Origin of the sequence: Emticicia sp. TH156 (assembly GCF_002855535.1) — a bacterium.
GTDB classification, from domain to species: Bacteria; Bacteroidota; Bacteroidia; order Cytophagales; family Spirosomataceae; genus Emticicia; species Emticicia fluvialis.
In genome coordinates this window covers 163,707-184,567 of the sequence record NZ_PKRS01000003.1, presented here as the reverse complement: position 1 = coordinate 184,567, position 20,861 = coordinate 163,707, and the positions used below count along the sequence as shown (strand labels likewise).

Sequence of the window (20,861 nt, the reverse complement as noted above, 5' to 3'; positions counted from 1 at the left end):
ATGAAATTAAAACGCCAAAGAAGATTTGAAGCCGAAGTTTCAACTGCATCGCTGAACGATATTATGTTCTTTCTGCTGTTGTTCTTCCTCATTATATCTACGCTGGGGAATCCTAACGTAATTAAACTGCTATTGCCTAAATCGTCGAAATCCTCGCACGATGTCAGCAAGCAACCGGTTTCGCTTTCTATTACCAAAGATAAGGTCTATTATATTAACAGCACCCCGGTGCCTTTTCCGCAACTGGAAGAACGCCTGATAGCCGCCACCGCCAATATGGAAGAACCAACGGTGGTTTTAAGAGCCGAAAGCTCACTTACCGTGCAAGACCTGGTAGATGCCATGTCGCTGGGCGCCAAGCTGAAAATACGCATGGTTCTGGCTACCGAACTGAATAAGTAAAGTATAATTGATAATATATGCACCAGGCCGCCCATCGGGCGGCCTGGTGGCGTTTAATGGAGTGGGGTTGCACCTTTATTCCGCCAAAACCATTCCTGATTTCGGCGATTTAATGGTATATTTCAAGCCCACCTTGTATTCTTTGGCAGGTGCCATGGTGAGTGTCCATTTGATTTTTCCGGTTTCTGTATTAACTTCCGCTTCAGGTGCTTCTTTGTCGTCGATGCTTACATCACGTGTGTTAGAGACAGGAAACTGGTCTTCAATCACCAGATTGATGGTTTCGTTTTTGGTGTTGCGCGCTACAATTTCATACGCAAACTGCTCGGTTTTATTACTGCCAATAAACTGTTTTTTCTGATAGCTTTTTATTTGTGTGCGGCCTATGATTACATTTTTATCTCGCCCGAACGACAGGCTCAGGGTATCTTTATTGAATAAGTTCAGGTTCGATTTCCCCACATACGTGTTTTCAATAAACAGACTGGCTTCGCCGGGTAACAGCTTGTATTTCTCCCAGTTAATAATCTGTGCGTTCAGAAACACATCAGTGTCTATTTTCGGGATGGCAAAATGCTGAAAAACCGCCGGAATACTCTCTTCCTTAATTTCCACAGTAATAACCTTGCCGTCTGATGGAACACTGTATGGCACCAAAATATCAAAAGATTGGCTGGTAGGGGCATCTCGTTGAGTAATATCCAGCGGAACGGTTCTTTTTTTGTAGTCATTATTGCCGGCAATTTCCACCCCGGCGGCTCGGCCTGCTGGAGCATATCCTGTCACAACAACCTCGTTCAAAGCCTGAACAGACTCATCCATCACTACATCTAATCTGTTAGAAGTTACAGGTCTTTCAAGCCTATAGTAGCCAATATAATCGAAAATTAAAGTTACCGATTTGCCATAAAACTGGGGCGGAATTGTTAACCTGTAATAACCGTTTGCATCAGTTGATGAACTAAGACTTGTGCCTTTCAGACTAATTTGCACACCGGGCAAGGGTTGTTTGTCGCTTTTTCCGGTTACTTTACCGAACACCTCTGCCTGATTGGCATTGATAGACTGGTCTTCCTCTTCATTAATATTGCCATAATAGTCGCTGTAGTCATTTCTTTGGCCTACTGTCCATTTTTGTAGTATGGGTGCCTGCCCGCTTTTGAACGGATTAGCCGTTGAAAGGCTCAGCTTTACGTCTTTCCAGTCTTCGCCTGAAAACTGGTACACATTGGCCTTATATGCCATGCGCAGGGGCTGGCTGAGCTTGTCAATTCTGAAATCATAAGTAGGTGCCCAACCAGCATTTTTCACGAAATAATTTATTGAAACAGGGGCGTTGGTAACAGGTTCTTTTGCGCTGACGGTAACCGAAATTTCTGAAATTAGCGCGTCTTTTCTGGCATTGATTTCTGTAAGTTGCTGGTTAAGTTTTTTCGTTTCTTCGTCCAGTTTCTCTATTTTGTTCTGAAACTCCAGTTTTTTGGTCAGCACCTCCGCCATCCGTTGTCGCTGGAAGTCGATACTTTCTTTTAAGTCGGCGGTTTTCATACCTGCCTGCGTGCCACCCACCACCTGATTTTTGAGCAGTATTTCTTCTTCGCGCTGGTAAACCAGCAGGTTGTTTTTTTCAACAGTAATCTTCAATGCAACTTGTTTTTTCTGGGCATCAATGGTATTAATTTCTTCCTGCAGGGGTTTATCAAGCATATTGCCTAGTTTATGCGATACCGACAGGATAGTAAACCTGCCCTCACTCTTCACCTGAATACTATTGGCGTTGATTTGCGCCGATATACCTTTGAACAGCAGCTCGGTTCTGCCCACAGGCAGCGATACTTTTGCAGAACGGGTTACCTGTGCACCGTTGAGAAAAACTGTAACGTTTTCAACTTTTGAGGGTATAGTGTTGGGTTGCGCCCACAGCCATTGGCCAAGCAGGCAAAGCAGGATGGTTTTCTTCATAATATTTGTTTTTTTATGATGGATGCAAAGCGGCGTAGGATTCCATAAAAGATGAAAAGTATTTTTTGAGATAGGGCAAAAAAAAACAGGGCAAAGCCCTGTCGTATTTTATACAATGCGCTGGTATCATAATCGCTGCATTACCTGTTTTACCATCGCGTTTTTCCACTCCGTAAAATCTCCGGCAAGAATGTGTTCGCGGGCCTGGCCAACCAGCCAGAGATAAAAAGTAAGATTATGTACGCTGGCTATTTGCGCGGCCAGAATTTCGTCACACTTCACCAGGTGGCGTAGATATGCCTTGCTATAAAAAGTGCTTACATGGCCACCCAGATGTTCATCAATCGGGCTGTAGTCGTCTTTCCATTTTTCGTTTTTGATGTTGATGATACCCTGCGTAGTAAACAGCATGCCGTTACGCGCATTGCGGGTGGGCATTACGCAGTCGAACATATCAATGCCCAGCGCAATGCTTTCCAGTATGTTTTCAGGCGTACCCACGCCCATAAGGTAGCGTGGTTTATCTTTGGGCAGGATGTCAGTAACGTAGTCAATGGTTTCATACATTTTCTCGGCGGGTTCGCCTACGGCCAGCCCGCCTATGGCATTGCCCTCGCGGTTCTGGTTAGCAATAAATTCAGCCGACTGGATACGTAAATCTTTATATACACTACCCTGCACAATCGGGAAAAGCGTTTGCGAGTAGCCATACAGGCCTTCGGTGGCATCAAACCTGTCGCAGCAGCGTTTCAGCCAGCGATGCGTCATTTCCATCGATTTTTTGGCATAATTATAGTCGCAAGGGTAGGGGGCGCATTCATCAAAAGCCATGATGATGTCGGCGCCTATTACCCGCTGAATATCCATTACGCTTTCAGGCGTAAACAAGTGTTTAGAGCCATCAATATGCGACTGAAACTTTACGCCCTCCTCGGTTATTTTCCGTATATCTTTTAATGAAAACACCTGATACCCGCCCGAGTCAGTCAGTATCGGGTGGTTCCAGCCGTTAAATTTATGCAGGCCTCCGGCACGTTGCAGAATATCCAAGCCCGGCCGCAGGTATAAATGGTAGGTGTTGCCCAGTATTATCTGCGCTTTTATATCGTTTTCAAGCTCTCTCTGATGCACCGCTTTCACGGTTCCGGCTGTACCCACCGGCATAAAAATCGGTGTCAGAATCTCGCCGTGGTCGGTTGTTATTTTTCCGGCTCTGGCTTTTGAGCCGCTGTCTGTCTTTTGTAATTCATATTTCATGCTGCAAAAATACGAAAGATTCACATTAATCGCTTATCAAATGCCTTTATCGCGTTTTTGGCATTAAGATAGAAATTAACAGGTTTTTGAAATAGAATTGCCAATTGCGAGTTATATTTGTAGAGATTCTATTCAAATCCTCATGGAAAAATTATTTAAGGAGTTTCTGCATGCCGAAAACCTTTACCAAACCCGCAGGCATTTTTTTAAAACCTGCACAACAGGTTTGGGAGCTGCTGCTTTAGGCTCAATGATGAGCGGCTGTTTTTCTGGCAGTTCGTCAGGCAATGGCATAATAACAGACCCCACACTACCTAAAACCCCGCATTTTGCACCTAAAGCCAAACAGGTTATTTATATTCACATGGCTGGAGCGCCGTCTCAACTTGAACTGTTCGACTACAAACCTGAACTGATGAAGTACGACGGCAAGGATTGTCCGCAGGAGTTTCTCGAAGGGAAAAAATTTGCTTTCATCAGGGGTGTACCCAAAATGCTGGGCTCTATCGGAAACTTCAGCCAGCATGGGCAGTCGGGGGCTTATATTTCAGACTTTATGCCGTATCTGCCGGATGTTGCCGACGAGCTGACTTTCCTGAAGGCCATGTACACCGACCAGTTTAACCATGCACCGGCGCAATTACTGATGCACACGGGTAGCCCACGTTTGGGCAGGCCGAGCCTGGGTTCGTGGGCTATGTATGGCCTGGGTACCGAGAATCAGAATCTGCCCGGTTTTATAGTGCTGGCATCTGGGGGGCGTAGCCCCGATGCCGGAAAAAGTGTGTGGGGCAATGGATTTTTGCCCTCTATATACCAGGGTGTACAGTGCCGCACAGGCGCCGACCCGGTGTTGTATGTGTCGGACCCGCACGGCATGAGCCGCGACATACGCAAACAAACCATTGAGGCTATCAATGAAATTAACCGCCAGCAATATGAAGAAGTTCAAGACCCCGAGATATTGACCCGGATATCGCAATATGAAATGGCTTTCAGAATGCAGATGTCGGTACCGGAAGTGATGGACATCAGCAAAGAACCCGAATGGATACGCAATATGTATGGGGCAGAGGTAGGCGAAGCATCTTTTGCCAATAACTGCCTGCTGGCCCGCAGGCTTGTTGAAAACGGTGTTCGTTTTGTGCAGCTTTTCCATTGGGGATGGGATGCACACGGAACCGACCAGCGGTTGTCATTAGACGGAGGTTTCAAGGAATTATGCCAGATAACCGACAGAGCCGTAACGGGGTTAATAAAAGACCTGAAAATGCGTGGCCTGCTAGACGAAACCCTGATTGTATGGGGCGGAGAATTTGGCAGAACCCCTATGCAGGAAAACCGCGACGGACAAACCCTGCCGTTTAAAGGCCGCGACCACCACCTGGATGCCTTTACTGTTTTTATGGCAGGCGGAGGTCTGAAAAAGGGGATGTCTTTAGGCGAAACCGACCCCCTTGGTTATTATGGGGTAAAAGACCGCACCCATGTGCATGATTTACAGGCCACTATACTGCATTTACTGGGCTTTGACCACGAAAAACTTACCTATACTTTTCAGGGGCGGCCGTTCAGGCTTACCGACGTGGCAGGTAAGGTAATAAAGCCCATATTGAGTTAATACAGCATTATTTTATCTGATTTTATGGCTACTGGCTACTGATATAAATTGGTCGGTAGTCTTTTTTTTGTATAGTATTAAGAATATTTTGTACTAAATGGCCAATTAAAACCGCTAAATAAGTTTTACTTTTAAGTTAAGGCTGTTTTTTGTTGCTTCGTACAGTCAAATATTTAGTTTGTTATGAAGTAAAATAAACTTTTGCTGTGGCCATCCCTTACGAATTTCTGAAAATGCTATACCATATATCATTACCTAATCAAAGATATTTTTTCTAGTATCAACCACAGTCAGTTGATAGTACGGCTTTAATAGTTGAGTGAATAAGTATGTCCCGGCCAATATATTGCCTGACAATCGTAACCCAAAAACGCTTTTAACAGGCACCATTTAAACCAAAGTTAAAAACCGGCGGTTAAACTTATCTGACCAATAAGTGCTGCCGGTTTTTTTGTATAATGGTTGGTATCTCAAAACTCACACAATTCAATAAAATGACCGTCGGGGTCGGTTAAGAATAGCTGCCTGGCGCCGTCGGGGCGTAGTTTAACGGGCATATAGTTTACACCCATTGCCTGCAGGTGCTTTTCGGCTTGCTGTATATCGCTAACCTCTAATGCGAAATGATTACCCCTTATCCCGGTTGATGTACCTGTTTCTTCACGCCCTATCAGGTGCAGTTCGCGGTTATCACCCAGGCTGAACCATCGCACGGGGTAGTCAAAGGCAGGGGTGGGTATTTCGGGCAGGTCAAGTGCATTTGCATAAAAGTGGGCGCTGTGTTCTACGTCTGCTACCTGTAACGCAACATGGTTAAAGGTACTGATGGTCAGCTTGTTAAGCATAGGTGTTGTTGGTTGTATATAACTTTTTTTAACTCAATCGGCTTCGCAAAACTAAATAAATCATCCGAATCGCCCCGGCAGTTTAGCTGTTCATTTGTTTTTTTAGTAACTTGCGGCATGGAAAAGTTCGTAGTTTCAGCTCGTAAGTACCGCCCGATTACGTTTGATGCCGTAGTGGGGCAGTCTCATATTACCACTACTCTTCAGAATGCCATCAGAACCAATCACCTGGCGCAGGCTTTTCTGTTTTGTGGGCCGCGTGGTGTGGGCAAAACTACCTGTGCGCGTATCTTAGCCAAAACTATCAACTGTCAGAATTTACGGGAAGACATTTCGCCTTGTAACGAGTGCGAATCATGCCGCAGTTTCAACAACAACGCATCGTTCAATATACATGAATTGGATGCGGCTTCTAACAACTCGGTAGAGGACATCAGAAACCTGACCGACCAGGTGCGTTTCCCTCCGCAATCGGGTAAATACAAAGTATATATCATAGATGAGGTGCACATGCTGTCGCAGGCGGCTTTCAATGCTTTCCTGAAAACGCTGGAAGAGCCCCCTGCCTATGCCATTTTTATTCTGGCAACTACCGAGAAGCATAAGATTCTGCCTACTATCCTGAGCCGCTGTCAGATTTTTGACTTCAACCGGATTCAGATAAAAGACATGGCCGACCACCTGGCCAATGTAGCCAGTAAAGAGGGTATCAATACCGATTACCAGGCCCTTGAGTTAATTGCCCAAAAGGCTGACGGCGGTTTGCGCGATGCCCTGTCTATGTTTGACCTGAACGTAACCTTTGCCGCAGGCAATGAGCTTACCTACAGAGCTGTGCTTGACAACCTGCATATTCTGGACTATGACTATTATTTCAGAATGACAGATAGCCTGTTCAGTGGCAATATATCGGCGGCTTTGCTGCTTTATAACGAGGTGCTTGAAAAAGGTTTTGACGGCCACCAGTTTGTGGTAGGTTTGAACGAGCATTTCAGAAACCTGATGGTAAGTAAAGATGCCCAGACGGTGAAACTGTTGCAGGTAGCAGAGTCTACTCAGAGAAGATATCTGGAACAGGCCGAAAAATTACCGATGGGCTACATCATGTCGAGCCTGAGTGTGGGTAGTCATCTGGATATTAACTATAAATCGGCCAAAAATCAACGCCTGCATGTTGAGATAGGGCTAATGAAGCTCTCACAGATACAACAGGTGTTAAACCTGAGTGACCTGCCCACCGGCACGGCAGACGAAAAAAAAAAGCCTAGCGTAAGCGAACCCGCAGCAACCCAGCCCGCGGTGCCTGCTGCCTCACCCGTAGCGGCTGAATCTGCTAAAGCTGCTCCGCAGCCGGTTTATACGGCACCTGCTGTACCCGAAGCCAAGCCCGTTGTAAGGCAACCGGCACAGGCAGCATCGGCCAGACCGGCTTTTGTGCCATCTTCGTTGAAATCAACCAATATTGATATTTCATTGCCATCTTCTGTTGACAAGGGCAACCAGGCGAATGAACCCGCGATAAACCCTGTGAGGCAGAACAAGGAGTTTACGGCAGAACAATTACGGCAGGAATTACACAGATTTGCAGATTCGCAGGATAAATCAACGCTTGAAGTTATGCTGAAACGTGATTTTGACTTACAGGGAACCATGTTAAAGCTAAGGCTCGATAACCAGGTGCAGATGGATCTGCTGACAGGTATAAAGCAGGATTTGGCTGAGTACTTAAGAAAACAACTGCAAAATTATACGATTCAGATTTCTGCCGAGATTGTGGAGTCTCAGATTGAAAGACGCCCCTACACGGCTCAGGAAAAATTTGAATTTCTGGCCAACAAAAACCCGGCGCTTTGGGAGCTAAAAGATAAACTGGGAATGGAACTGGTTTTTTGATGTGTCATAATAAGTGAATATGGTAGAGCTGCAAACATTGAGACCCTGCTAAATGTTCTAAAATAGCTATTAATACCGTTAAACGCCCAAAGCCGTAAGTGCAGCGCGTGCTTTATTGTCTATTGAGGTTTTGTATTCGTGGCGTTTGTAAGCCAGCGCTTTTTCGAAATATACTTTCGCCTTTTGTGGCTGATTTCTCTCCTGAAAAATATAGCCTGCCTGCAAGGCAGCACTCGCCCCGAAATGCCATTGCGAATCTTTGTTCTGGTCGGTTAGTTTTATGGCCCTCTCATAATAAGCCAGCGCCTTGTCGGGCTGGGCAGTTTTATGAAAAATACGAGCTATTCTATAGTTGAAGTCGGCCTTGTCTTTAGCCGAACCAAAGCTGGTTTCAGAAAGATTGGCGGCTTGGTGCAGCGCTTCGTCATAATATCCAGCATCAAAAGCCAGTCTGATTCTCACCAGCCGTTTATCCGGAAAGGTTTGCGTTTTGTTATAGCTTTCGTAGAATTTCTGTGCGGCCTTGTCAGACTCCGCCACCGTATTACCAACATCCGGAATACGCCTCAAATACGCCAGGCTCTTTTTTTCATCGCCAGCCAGCCAGTTGCTCAAAAATAGTTTATAATAGGTGTCTTTTAGAAAAGTTTTTCCTTTAAAATTACGTATATAGGCCAGATACGCCGCGTCGGCCTGTGCATAATTTCCTTTAAAGAGGTTTATTTCGGCCTTGTATAGCTCGGCAATCGGGAAGTATAAATAAGAAGCATTGTACGGATTCTGACTCAGAATTTCAGCGGCCTGGTCGGTTTGCCCGGTTTTTAAAGATATGGCTGTGGCCAGATAACAAAGGTTGAGGTTGTCTTTATGCCGGTTAACTGCCTGTAATAATTCTTCATTGGCCTGGCCGGTATAAGGTAGTATGTACGCCTGGATAAAGAAGCGGCAGAAATCTGCTTCGTCGCCCCATATTTTGTCTTTAGATGCGGCCTCCAGTTCTTTTATTCCTTGTTGGATGTTGCCTTTCAAACCCAGAAAATTGGTAACCCATTGCTGGTTTTCAGGTATTGAACCCACTAACACGTGCAAACAACCAATGGACTTCAGATTTGGCAGAAACTCCGGAAACAGTTTTCTGTTTTCTTCCAGCAGCTTATTGGCCTGAATGATATTCCAGGCCGCTTTTATTTCATGCCCGAACCTGATTTTAAGCAACGCCCAATGGATTTTGAGCTCTGCCCTCAGAAAGCGGTTATAAGGCGACCGCCTGTCGGTTTGCTCAATCAGCGCCAGTCTTTGTTCTTCTTTGCCGGTTAGCTTTTCAAAAGCAGCCGCATCCTCCGAATTAAGCAATTCTACCATATCGGCGTAGTTTTCTACATAAACCCTGAACGGGTTAGCCGGGCTTTCAGTAGCAAGCAGATTTCTTCCGCTTTGCATACGCAGTTTAAAAATTTCGGCGTAAGCTTTTTGCAAATTGGGGGTGAAGTCGGCCGTGGTGGCGTAGGCAGGGATAGCAAACACCAAAAGCCACAACAGGCCTGAAAAGAACCTGTTGATAGTTGCAAAGTGTTGGTGTCTAATGTGCATGGCTATTCTGAAAACAAAAAAGCCAAATCTTCCTGAAAATGAAAATTTGGCTTTCCCTTAATGAAAATGATATTATTTTCTGCTGATTTCGATGGCGTCAACGTCAGCCAGAATACGGCCACAGTGTTCGCAAACGATAATCTTCTTTTTGTCTTTGATATCTGCCTGGCGTTGCGGAGGCACAATGTTGAAACAACCACCACATGCACCACGACGCACCATTACAACGGCTAAGCCATTGAGTGCATTAGAACGGATACGGTTATAAGCGTTCACTAAACGTTCTTCTACGTCAAGTGCGGCTTTGTCGCGTTGGCCAACGAGCGCTTTTTCTTCTTCCTGGCTTTCGGCAACCAAAACATCCAGCTCTTTGCGTTTTACCTCAAGGTCTTTTTTACGGCCATTCATGGCTGCTTCTACATCGGCAATCTCAAGGCTTTTATTTCTAATTTTAAAGTCAGCTTCTTTGATGCGTTTGTCGGCCAGCTGAATTTCAAGTTCCTGTAACTCTAATTCTTTAGATATGGCATCATATTCGCGGTTATTGCGAACATTCATTTGTTGATCTTTATACTTTTGAATCAGTTTCTCGGCATCTTTTTTATTCAGACGATACCCGTTGATTTCGGCTTCTAAAGCATCTACTTCTTTTTTAAACTTAGAAATACGTGTTTCAAAACCAATCACCTCATCTTCCAGATCGCGTACTTCGTCTGGTAAATCACCACGTAGCTTTTTTATTTCGTCCAGCTCTGAATCAATAGATTGAAGATTTAGAAGAGCATCTAATTTTTGTGCAACTGTTAATTCCATAATATATGAACCGCTACGGCGGACCGTCTTGAATTTAAAGCGTTGTTGTTTGCTGCGGAGACTACCCCTGCAATCATCTGATTAATAATAATATTGAACAGGATTTGTAGGTGTTTCCGACAAATGGACTGCAAAGTTAGTGAATTTTTTGCAAATATAATCTTTCAACAATTCTTTTGTAAATTGCTCGCTTTCATAATGACCAATATCTGCAATGATGATGCGATTTTCGGCATCAAAAAACTCATGATACTTATAATCAGCAGTTATGAATATGTCGGCACCGGCTCCGATGGCGTCGCCCAACAAAAAGCTACCCGCACCGCCGCACAAGGCAACTTTGCTTATTGGTTTATTCAGCAAACCTGTATGTCTGATAACTGAAACCTGCATATTTTGTTTCAGATAGGCCAGAAAATCTGTTGGTGCCATCGGCGCAGGCAGATAACCAACTGCACCCGAGCCCACTTCCTGATGTTGGTTATCCAGCTGGGTAAGGTAGTAGGCAATCTCTTCATACACATGCCCTTTACGCATGGCGGCCAGTATCTGGTTTTTGAGATATGCCGGAAAAATAACTTCTACCCGGTTTTCCTCAACTTCTTCCATTGGCCCGCCCGACTGCCCGATTACCGGATTAGCCGCTGCCCCGGGTTTAAATGTGCCTTTGCCTTCAACCCTGAAACTGCATTGGCTGTAGTTGCCTATTTCGCCCGCCCCGGCCGCATAAAGCGCATCCAACAGGTCTCCTGTGTGTTCTACTGGTATAAAAACCACCAGTTTCATCAGTAAATCGGTTTTGGGCGCCAGAATTTTAACCCTTTGCAGGCCTAGCTTCTGCGCAATTTTAAAACTGACGCCATCAACCACGTTGTCAAGGTTGGTATGGGTGGCATAAATGGCGATGTCGTTCTTGATGGCTTTTATAACGGTGCGTTCTATATAATTTTTGCCGTTCAGCCGCTTGATACCCTTAAAAATAATGGGGTGGTGCGCCACAATAAGGTTACAACCGCGCTGAATAGCCTCTTCCACCACATCTTCGGTCGAATCGAGCGTTACCAGTACACCTGTTACGTTTTCGTCAGGGATACCTACAATAAGCCCTGCGTTGTCATAAGACTCCTGATATGGCTTGGGAGCAAGTTTTTCAATGTAGTTAGTTATGTCTTTTATTCTCATCGGGTAAGTCGGTAAATTAATAAAGCCGCGCGTTGCGTAAGTGCCGGAAACTCCTTCAGATTAATGGTTTCTCCGGGCGCGTGCGCTCCCTGTCCGGATGCCCCAAGGCCGTCGAGACAAGATACATACTGTGCAATATAAGAAATATCTCCGGCACCGCGAGAACCCGGGTCTCCGGCTTTTACTTCGCCCAGACCCAGATCAAGACTCACCTGATTCAGCACTTTCAGCAAATCAGCATTGGCCTCTGTTGGTTCCATGGCCGGAATACCGTCTGAAAACTTTATTTCTGCAGTTGTGCCGTTCAGGTTCTGGGCAACAATCTCACGCATTTTATTACGGGCTTTTTCTTTCTGTGCTTCGCTGATAAAGCGTAAATCGCCGGTTACTATTACCTTTTGGGCAATGATGTTTGTTTTGCCCACGGCCTCACCTTTGGCAGTAGCCTGGTTATAACTTACCTCGGTTCCACCTGAAATTACGCCCGGATTAAAGGTCAGGTATTTTTCGGCACTTAGGGTTTCTCTGAAGCGGTCTAAAATACGGGCAGCTTCATAAATGGCTCCGTAACCCATACCGGCATTGAATATACCTGACGAATGACCAGTTTTACCCGTGGTAGTTAATTCCCAACCACTTGCACCCCGGCGTGCAGTGGCAGCAATGCTGAAACTCTGGGCGGTTTCATAAGCCAAAGCAATATCAGATTGCTTAGCTCTATCAATAAAGTCCTTACGGCTGATGCTGGTGGGTTTGCCCGAACTCTCTTCGTCGCCGGTAAAGTAAATAGTTATGCTGGTGTCGTCCAGTAAGTTCTGGGCATGCAGGGCTTTCAGAGCGGCAATAATCATTACATCGCCTCCTTTCATATCATTTACCCCCTGCCCGGTAGCAAAAGTTTCGTTCAGCCGGGTAAAGGGTGTAAAAGGCATTGACTTCTCAAAAACGGTGTCAAGATGGCCAATCAGGAATAATTTTTTGCCTTTGTTGCCTTTCCGGTACGCCACCAGATGACCGGCACGATTGAGGGAGTCTGGCAGCGCAACCCACTCTGTTGTGAAGCCCAGAGCCTCAAATTCCTGACGGAATAGCTGTCCGACCTGTTTTACACCTTCGAGGTTCAGGGTTCCACTATTGATATTTACCACTTTTTCAAGCAATTGCTCGGTTTGGGCTATGTGGGCAGTTATATGCTCTGCCACTTTTTTTTCGACCGGACTGATTTTTTGCGCCAGCCCATTAAAACCCGGCAATAGAAGCAGAAAGAGAAAAGCTTTATTCATCTTAATAAAATTACAGATAGCGTTCGTTCAGGATTTTTAGATGGTGCAACTCATGCCCCGGAATCAACCAGGCCAGCGCTCTTGTAGAAGTAGGCTGGTTATTGGCCAAACCAACCCGATGCAACTCATCATTGCTGAACGATTTGAAAAGCAATATAGTAGATTTTCGTTGCGCTTTATATTGTAAGCGCAAACTTCTGAGACTTTTTTTGTTGAAGTTGGTGCCTGCCATATATTGAGCCTCATTAAAACCCGGCAGCGACTGTTTTTCTCCTCTGGCAATACACAAGGCACGGTAGGCCAGAATTCTTTCTGTATCAATCAGATGGCCGAGTATCTCAATGGGCGTCCATTTACCGGTGTCGTATCGGTAAAAGTGTTTTTCTGCAGGTAATGATTGATAGAAGTTATCCACAATTGAAATATTTTCTGACATTTGTTTCAGGGCGTCGTCAGAGATAACTTGCTGAATATAACTATGTTGATACGAAAGGGCGTTATACTCTTGCGGAGTGGGTTTGAAAATTTTCATATTTTTTTTGATTTAGGTCTTGACACGCAAATATAATGTTCCTACCTTTGCAGTCCCAAACGATGAGAGAAAATAAAATTCTCGAAGCGTTAAAGGAAAAAAGGTTCGGTAGTTCAACGGTGCGACGCTTCGCTTGGTTAGAATATCAGCCTAAAAAAAAACGGTTCGGTAGTTCAGTTGGTTAGAATACCTGCCTGTCACGCAGGGGGTCGCGGGTTCGAGCCCCGTCCGGACCGCTGAGCGGGGGAATTGAAAAATTCCCCCGTTTTTTTTGATAGTCCAGTAAGCCTTTCTCTCTCATTATCAAGCAGTTATGCGATAATAAATCAATCATTGTCGGGGTTCGATACATACCCTCCTGATAGTAGAGTTTTTGATCGAACACCATATTTATCAGCTCCTGTTTTTCCAACGCATTGGTCTTGTTAAAAACAAATTCCAGGTCAGTTAGCTTCTCTAAATTGTTTTCTAAAATTCTGAACGTCTTGCTTTGGTCACTGCTTAAGTGTTCAATGGATGCTTTTAAAGAGAGTCTATTGCTGTTAATTGAGGAGAACCATCTTTCGTAGGTGTCATGAGAGATTTTATTGGTAATCCATTTTTCTTCAATGGCAAACAATTTCGAATCCTCGGCTTCAAGTTCCCTTTGTTTTTCAAATAGTAGTTGTTTATCTGAAGCTGTTTTGGTTTCAAAAATGCGGAGTGCATTTTTTTGAATAACTTTTATCATGTAATCTGGCAAACTCATGAGCCCAAAAACTTGTCTAAGCTGGTCGTGCGCCTTTATGGCACTCAAATTAATATGATTGGTTCTGTTACATTTATAATAGTAATAATAATTGCCTAGTTTTCCCCGTGAAGGTGCTCCTGTCAGCAGCTTGCCACAAAAACATTTTAAAACCCCTCTTAAAGGTATCTTCTCATCAACAACCACTCTTTCTTTTTCTGGTTTTCTAAGTTTACGCTGAACCATTTCCCATGTACTAAGGTCAACAATCGGTTCATGCTGTGCAGGGAATAGCCCGCCGGGATAATCTTTGAAAGCATCTACATGTTGCAACCCGGCATATAATGGATAGCTTAATATACGCTGAATGGCGACATTGCCTGAACGCCTGAATCCTTTTTCTTTGGCTTGTTCAGCAATAAGATAAATGGGCACTCCTTTTAAGTAAGCACTGTAAATAAATCTGACTACAATCGCTTCAGATTCATTAACAACGAGTTTCCTTTCCTTACGTTCACCAACCTTAAAATAACCGTAAGGTGGATTTTTATAAATATACCGACCTTCCTTTGCTTTAGCGGTATAAATACCTCCACGTACCTTAATACTTCTGTTAATATTATCTTCTTCTGCCAAAAGCAGCTGTAGCCCAGCCCTGAAGAAGCTGCCTGGGGTATCATAATCGAAAGTTATTCCTTCAGTTACACTTACAATCTGAATGCTGTATGTTTTTTGCAACTTTTTTACGTAACCCATCGCTTCACTCGCATTACGGCTAAAGCGATCCAGTTGGTCAACAATGAGATAGTCGACTTTTTTATGATGTTTAGCAATAAATTCCTGTAATTTAATAAAGTCTGGTCTGTCAAAAGTTTTGGCACTATAGCCTCGATCTATGAATGTATCTACGAGGTCTACCTCATTATTTCTAAGCCATTGACTGGTATATAATTCCTGTCTTTCAATGGATCCGTTACTTTGCTTTCTGTCGCTGAAACGCAGATATCTGATGGCTTTCTTCATATCTTTCCCTAATTGAAATATTTACAATAATTTCCGCTATCAAATTTAACAATTTGACCTCAAAAACGGAAAGAACAGGGTCTTCAATTACTGTATTTTTCAAACCGAAGCGAGGTTTTTTCTTTTCCACTTTTTCCATCTCACACCTCCTGATTTTAGACAATAAAAGCCCTTACGGGCTTTCATTAATTGTTCTTATTTGTCTGATTATTTATTTTCGAAAAAATAGATTTTACTGCCTCTCTTCTTATTGAAAGAGGACTCGTAACGCAGGTAACCGTAATCACTTAAATCTCTCACACATTTTAAATAAGTTGATGGCGATGAAATCTTTGCAATCCGCATAATCTCGTGACTAAAAACTACGATCGGATTGAGGAAGCCTTTCTCTTTTCTGTACTGAATTAATGCAGCATAAATTCCTATATGCGTTATACTTATCCGGGCGTCCTTTTCAATAGCCGAAAAAAAATCACTTAAGGGTTTCAATATTTCCACTGCCTCAACCATCTTTATTAATGTATCCTTATTTGATTTCTCTTACTTTGAACCTGTTGTTCATTGACCGTATGACTTACTTTTAGTGCTTCCATGGTTTTTCCGCCCAAAGCTGCAGAAAGCGTTATTTTTCGGGAATGCGAGTCGTAGATATTCACGGATTTAAACTGAGGATTTGCCTCAATATAATATCGCTGTTCCTTGCCATTCCGCAGGAAACTGACTGCTTCCCTGCTGCCTTGCTTTAACCTATCCAATAATTGGTAGGTTGTATCTCTTTCTTGCAGCTCTTTTATGGGTAAGTCCTGTAATACCTTCTGAAGGTCATATCCGAAAGAAGAATGAAATTCTTTCATGCGGTAGCTGCCTTTTGCGTCCTTATCATTAAAGTCGATTTGAATCCAGCGATCTTCTTTCTGAATAGCACGACCTTTCAAGAGATGATAGGCGCAGTTAACGTGTATTCCCTCCTTTAGCTCAAAATAGTGCTGCTTCCGGGAGGCAGGCTGAGTTTCGTCGTATAATTTTGTTTGAAAACCAGTAAACTGAAAGATCCCGATCTGATCCTTGGAAAAACTGAGAATATGATCCATTCTTTCATTTTCATTTATATAATAGGATATAGGAATGGTAAACTGGTTTTGACCTTGCTTTAATAGTTCATCTAACTTAGAAGGCACAATAGTAAAACCAACCTGTTGTAATTGAACCTGCAAAGACCTGCTATTCTGTTCAGCATTCTTTTTATCCTTATGAATAATAGCCTGTTCCCGGATAGGGATTATCAGTAACCTGCGAAGCATACGGAGAAAAAGATTAGGATATAGTTGTTTTTCCATCCTTCTGCTTTCCTGCCTTAATAAATGCAAAGCGAAGCGCTCATCCGGATCATTGGTGCCTTTGTATTTTGCTGTCACGCGTTCATAATAGCGTAGTTTTTCTTTTAACAAAGCTTTGTTGGTTGAAAGACTGAATGAGAACAACTTGGTGAAACGCGCTTCCCGGCTTTGCCAATGATTTAGCTCTATTTCCACCCGGTTTTGAGCTAACTGATTTTTCATGTTGGTACTATTTGCAAGGTTTCAATACTGAATCAATAAGACTGAACCTGTTTTTTTTTCTTTTTAGTCGATGTCTGTGAGATTTCAGGACCATCGTCAGCACCGGATGCTTGCTTCTCTCTCTTACTATCCTGCCGGAAAGATTGTTTTTCGCCCACAGATTGTTTTTCCGCCCTGACCTGCCGGTTATCTAGCCTTTGCAGGCTGCTGTCATAAATGTTAATGGTCTTGAATTGTGGGCTGGCTTCAATATAGTGTTTTTGTTCATTCCCTTCTTTCTGAAAAGTTACCGACTGAAGGTTGCCTCTCTTCAGGGATTCAATCAGGTTCCCCTTAAATTCTTCGTTCCCCAGCTCCCGGATAGGATGTTTAGCTAAAGTTGATTCCAAATCAAACCCATAGTTTTGGTGATAATGTTTCAACTTGAAGTTGCCATTTTCACTACTCTGTTTGAAGTCCATCTGTATCCAGGCATTGAAAACCTGTCCTTCCTTATTAGTTAAGTCTTTATTGACCGCTCTGCCACTCATAAGATTGTAGGCTTCTTTCAAAGTAATATTATTGCCCTTATTGATATAGAAATTCTGCTCCATTTTTTCATTAACACCTTCTTTCTGTAAACTGACCTTGTAGGAATTAAAAAAATATAGGTCGCTTTGCTTCGATTGGCTGAAATAGAGTTCGGTCACAACCTTATCGTTCCCGTACTGTGCAGCATGATTGAGCTTAAACTCTGATCTGCCACTCTCAATGGCTTTTTTTAAGTTATCTTCCAAACTTTCTCCGAAACCTGTGAACTTGATCTGATCACGCAGGTATTCAAAATTTTTCTGATTCATGGCTTCCATTTGTATAATATTTGAAATGAATTAATTGGATGAATATGAGCTTGCAACAGGCATTGCCTGTACCACAGTGTTGTTGCGAATCTTTAAGTCCAGATTTCTTCCACCATTCTTTTCCATCAGCAGTACGGCCAGGTACTTTCCATCCGGAATGGTGAATTTAGGGAGTGCAAAAATCACAATTTGCTGAGTATTTCCTGAAATTCTACTGATGTTGCCTTCTACATATAAAGGCTTTACTTCTACCTCTTGTGTGGCTGTGCGTTTAGCCTTTTCCTGGTCGCGGATGAAAAAACGTAACTGGTCAACATCATAGGAAAGATTCGTGTCATTCTCGAGTATTAACCGGTAATAGATGACATTGTCTCGGATAAATAGTCCGGTTAGTAACAGCGTGATTCCAAACTTCCGATCTCTTTTCCGGATCGTCTTTATATGGGCATCCAATAACAGACTGGCATCTAAGCCCAGCTGCGCTTCATTGACCATTTGGTTATCAAATTGGATTGTACCACTTGTCTGGGTCTCTTTTACAAGCAACAGATTTAATAGGTCAGGATTACGGGCATAGTTTATCGTAAACACATATAGCCCTCCATCTGCGGTCACCACCGTCATATTGGTTTCCTCGAAATCCTCCTTAGCAGCCTTTAGTTGAAGTATATTCTCCATACCTCCTGCTTTCTGGGCCAATACGTCTTTGCTTCCTCTGTCCACACTTTTGATAGCATAAGGAAATACGATATTTGTTGTTTTGGCATACGTAATCTGCAACTCCCTGGAGGGAATGCTCTGGGCAGGCTGTTGTGCATTTCCACTGAAATAGGTAAGAAATAAGCCTAAATTCATTATCCATACTACACTAACTGTTCTCATCTCAATGAATTTTAAAGTTTGAATTAATTAGATTTACTTTTGTTTTTCATCCCGCAAAAGCACCTGATATCCTGCTTTTACTGTCACTTTCACTAATTTTACTTTTCTGCTGAGTAGCGTTTTTGCAGCCTCTATTCCGGCTGTTGCGGCCTGTGCACCCCAGGAAGGGTCAAGAGAGTTTAGACCCATGGTCTGAATCGATCGATCGGCTGATTCTTTGGTAACATCGCGGCTGATAGCTCCCGGAATATAAATCCCGGCTAACCCATCCAGATCATAAACAGACAAATCAACCGGAAAAAGAGATTGATTATAGCGTATACCGTTAATACGGATTTCCAATCTTTCCCCATTTAATTGTGCTGTTCCGAAAAGGAAATTGTCTTTTGGAATATTTACCCCATTAATTACCACCTCATTGATTAAGCGGAGTTTTACCGTCGAGCCGTTGACCAAAGTCTGGGTTTCATGGATAACTGCTTCTATGGCATTCTGAACATTTTCTTCTACATAAGTATTGGTCAGTGAATAGAACCCATTAGCCGTACGGTTATTCTCCAGAGCATTGTTGAGTAGGGAAACAGGGATTTCCTTAGCAGTAGTTGTGACGGGATAAACACTTCCTTTTTGTTGAACAATATTTTCACTTGATCGCAACTGGACCCGTTCCGGATGCTGGATATCCAGAATAGTCTCCAATACGTTATTAATCTGTTTCATTTCTTCATCCTCTTTTCCCGGATCTGCCATGGTCTTCATCATTTGCTCCAGGCGATCAATATCTGTTGAATGAATACTGCTTGTTTTATTACCGCCTAATGAAGTGGGTTCAGGAGGATTTGGTAAAGAGGTAACTGAATTATCATTTAATTCCTGATCAAGCTGGGCCAACTTCTGGTAGATTTTTTCCTCATTTGGATCATTGTACCTGGTGTTGCTATTGAGAGATGGATTTAGTCCGCCTCTTATTAAAGTATCCATATTAGGATTCATAGCTATCCTTCTGTAATTGGGATCATTTTTCATTAACTCCAGGAGTTTTGTTGAATCGGCCTGTGCCTGATTATAAAAATCCAGTTTGGTCAGTGCATGATCATCTTTCAGTGCGGCATCTGGCAGATTCAATAGGAGGCCGGTTTGCAAAGGAGTTTGTGCATTGCTTTCCTGAACTTTCCCACCTCCCAATGCCCAAAACATTAAGGTGATAAAAGGTAGAACCAATGCTGGCAGTATCATTAAAAATTTTCGCTGCCTTAGCTGTTTGGGTGATTTGACTTGATTTTTCATGATTATTTTGTTTTTAAAGATTTGTTTAATGGCTCATTTGCTTCCCGCCGCTTGTAATACTCTTCGATATATAGGACACTGTCCAGCAATCCTGGTCGGTGAAGAAGGATGCTATCAAGAACCTTTTTCCCCGTCGGACTGGCGCCAAGGTTGTCCAAATACAGTCTGAACTGGTGAATACGCTCATACTCCACCGGAGGCAATTGAATATCCGGTCCAGCATCTGCTTCTCCCTTTTCCAGAAAAAATAAGGGCGTATGTATCTGATGAATCGAAAAAATAATTCTTCCCTTAGAAAAGAGACTATCGATTATAAGATAGCTGTTATAGCCCGCTGCCGTTAAGATGAACAAAGCCAATGCAATCAGCCAATGCTGACGTTTGAAGTTTGCGGTAAGCTTTACCATCCAGTTAGCCCAGCTCTTTTGTAACTTTTGTGCTGACTGCTGCACATTTAAAAAAGCCTGTTTATCTCCTTGTGAAATTGGGGATGGCTTTGGATCCGGTTTAATAGATATTCCCATGACTGTGTTAGTTTTATCTTCTGTTCTCAGTTTTCAAATCATGATTTTCAATCGTATTCCATCTTTCGATGAGAAACCCATGCGGGTTATGATCACTTCTGGAGACGTTTCGTAGAGCGCCTTCTGTAGTCAGGCTGCGAATGGTAATACTGGTCGGACGGATAATGCTTTGGGTGCCATAGCATCTAAAATGATACGGGTATTCGCTGATATCTACCGCCACACTATCTATCCGGATAGTCTGGTTGATGTTACCCGAGATAAGCCCGGCATAAAAATCATTTTCTTTCAGATTGTCGTAGACCCGCTTGGCACTTTCATCGGCCAGATATAGAGCCCTGGTAATATTGGCTTTAATCACTTTATCATCAGGATCGAGCGTAAAAAAGTACTGATGAAAAGTTTTTACATGGTCTCTGGCTTCGACGGGAATATTGTCTTTCCGTTCAGCCGCATAAGCCTCCAAAGCTTTCCCGTTGGCAAGAATATAAATCCTGGCCTGCATCTGGGAAATCAGGCTTAGACTTTTATAAATAGCAAAGCCACTTATGCTAACGCAACCTATGATTACCAGAATGGTGAAACCGCGCACATGACGGAAAGCCGTATCGATATTTTTCATTTTTCTGAACATAAGATT

General features: G+C 43.3%; 18 protein-coding genes, 1 tRNA gene and 1 pseudogene. 4 read left to right on the top strand and 16 right to left on the bottom strand.

The annotated features are described in order from the left end of the window. Entirely contained in the window at nt 1-402 is a 402-nt protein-coding gene (locus tag C0V77_RS07150) for a biopolymer transporter ExbD (RefSeq protein WP_101725662.1), read from the top strand. Nucleotides 403-477: 75 nt separating this feature from the next. Here the strand turns inward: C0V77_RS07150 and C0V77_RS07145 are convergent, their stop codons facing one another. Both C0V77_RS07145 and tgt read right to left on the bottom strand, forming a co-directional pair. After that, nucleotides 478-2,364 (bottom strand): mucoidy inhibitor MuiA family protein, encoded by a 1,887-nt coding sequence (locus tag C0V77_RS07145; protein WP_101725661.1) that lies wholly within the window; start codon nt 2,362-2,364, stop codon nt 478-480. Nucleotides 2,365-2,490: 126 nt separating this feature from the next. After that, nucleotides 2,491-3,621 carry a tRNA guanosine(34) transglycosylase Tgt gene (gene tgt / locus C0V77_RS07140; protein WP_101725660.1) on the bottom strand — a complete coding sequence of 377 codons (1,131 nt, stop codon included), beginning with the start codon at nt 3,619-3,621 and terminating at the stop codon, nt 2,491-2,493. Nucleotides 3,622-3,763: 142 nt separating this feature from the next. Between tgt and C0V77_RS07135 the strand changes: the two genes are divergently transcribed. Further along, nucleotides 3,764-5,242 (top strand): DUF1501 domain-containing protein, encoded by a 1,479-nt coding sequence (locus C0V77_RS07135; RefSeq protein ID WP_101725659.1) that lies wholly within the window; start codon nt 3,764-3,766, stop codon nt 5,240-5,242. Between the two features lie 470 nt (nt 5,243-5,712). Here C0V77_RS07135 and C0V77_RS07130 read toward each other — a convergent pair whose 3' ends face one another. Next, a complete protein-coding gene (locus C0V77_RS07130) occupies nt 5,713-6,087 on the bottom strand; it encodes a VOC family protein (RefSeq protein ID WP_101725658.1) in 375 nt (124 codons plus the stop codon). Between the two features lie 117 nt (nt 6,088-6,204). Between C0V77_RS07130 and C0V77_RS07125 the strand changes: the two genes are divergently transcribed. Next, nucleotides 6,205-7,980, top strand: a complete 1,776-nt coding sequence (locus C0V77_RS07125; protein WP_101725657.1) for a DNA polymerase III subunit gamma/tau — start codon at nt 6,205-6,207, stop codon at nt 7,978-7,980. 78 nt (nt 7,981-8,058) lie between these two features. Here the strand turns inward: C0V77_RS07125 and C0V77_RS07120 are convergent, their stop codons facing one another. The 5 genes from C0V77_RS07120 to C0V77_RS07100 all read right to left on the bottom strand — a co-directional run bounded on the left by C0V77_RS07120 (nt 8,059) and on the right by C0V77_RS07100 (nt 13,380). Further along, entirely contained in the window at nt 8,059-9,570 is a 1,512-nt protein-coding gene (locus C0V77_RS07120; RefSeq protein WP_101725656.1) for a tetratricopeptide repeat protein, read from the bottom strand. Between the two features lie 72 nt (nt 9,571-9,642). After that, a complete protein-coding gene (locus tag C0V77_RS07115) occupies nt 9,643-10,383 on the bottom strand; it encodes a zinc ribbon domain-containing protein (protein WP_101725655.1) in 741 nt (246 codons plus the stop codon). Nucleotides 10,384-10,464: 81 nt separating this feature from the next. Beyond that, entirely contained in the window at nt 10,465-11,565 is a 1,101-nt protein-coding gene (locus C0V77_RS07110; protein ID WP_101725654.1) for a Nif3-like dinuclear metal center hexameric protein, read from the bottom strand. Further along, nucleotides 11,562-12,848, bottom strand: coding sequence for a M20/M25/M40 family metallo-hydrolase (locus tag C0V77_RS07105; RefSeq protein WP_101725653.1), 1,287 nt, complete (start codon nt 12,846-12,848; stop codon nt 11,562-11,564). The genes C0V77_RS07110 and C0V77_RS07105 overlap by 4 nt, the downstream gene beginning before the upstream one ends. Nucleotides 12,849-12,858: 10 nt before the next feature. Continuing rightward, nucleotides 12,859-13,380, bottom strand: coding sequence for a DinB family protein (locus C0V77_RS07100; protein WP_101725652.1), 522 nt, complete (start codon nt 13,378-13,380; stop codon nt 12,859-12,861). Between the two features lie 162 nt (nt 13,381-13,542). Between C0V77_RS07100 and C0V77_RS07095 the strand changes: the two genes are divergently transcribed. After that, nucleotides 13,543-13,616, top strand: a tRNA-Asp gene (locus C0V77_RS07095). 725 nt (nt 13,617-14,341) lie between these two features. Here the strand turns inward: C0V77_RS07095 and C0V77_RS23570 are convergent. The 8 genes and pseudogenes from C0V77_RS23570 to traK all read right to left on the bottom strand — a co-directional run. Further along, a pseudogene (locus tag C0V77_RS23570) lies at nt 14,342-15,130 on the bottom strand (recombinase family protein); the annotation flags it as partial. After that, nucleotides 15,081-15,269, bottom strand: a complete 189-nt coding sequence (locus C0V77_RS07085) for a hypothetical protein (protein ID WP_101725651.1) — start codon at nt 15,267-15,269, stop codon at nt 15,081-15,083. The pseudogene C0V77_RS23570 and the gene C0V77_RS07085, both read right to left, overlap by 50 nt. A gap of 376 nt (nt 15,270-15,645) precedes the next feature. After that, nucleotides 15,646-16,689: a hypothetical protein gene (locus C0V77_RS07075; protein ID WP_101725650.1), complete on the bottom strand. Its 1,044-nt coding sequence runs from the start codon at nt 16,687-16,689 to the stop codon at nt 15,646-15,648. A gap of 32 nt (nt 16,690-16,721) precedes the next feature. After that, complete coding sequence (locus tag C0V77_RS07070) at nt 16,722-17,528, bottom strand: hypothetical protein (protein ID WP_101725934.1); 807 nt, start codon at nt 17,526-17,528, stop codon at nt 16,722-16,724. 30 nt (nt 17,529-17,558) lie between these two features. Beyond that, nucleotides 17,559-18,410: a conjugative transposon protein TraN gene (traN, locus tag C0V77_RS07065; protein WP_101725649.1), complete on the bottom strand. Its 852-nt coding sequence runs from the start codon at nt 18,408-18,410 to the stop codon at nt 17,559-17,561. Nucleotides 18,411-18,443: 33 nt separating this feature from the next. After that, on the bottom strand, nt 18,444-19,697 hold the full coding sequence (gene traM, locus C0V77_RS07060) for a conjugative transposon protein TraM (protein WP_101725648.1): 1,254 nt from the start codon (nt 19,695-19,697) through the stop codon (nt 18,444-18,446). 2 nt (nt 19,698-19,699) lie between these two features. Then, nucleotides 19,700-20,221, bottom strand: coding sequence for a hypothetical protein (locus C0V77_RS07055; protein ID WP_101725647.1), 522 nt, complete (start codon nt 20,219-20,221; stop codon nt 19,700-19,702). Between the two features lie 13 nt (nt 20,222-20,234). Continuing rightward, complete coding sequence (traK, locus tag C0V77_RS07050; RefSeq protein WP_229236222.1) at nt 20,235-20,843, bottom strand: conjugative transposon protein TraK; 609 nt, start codon at nt 20,841-20,843, stop codon at nt 20,235-20,237. Nucleotides 20,844-20,861 lie beyond the last annotated feature (18 nt).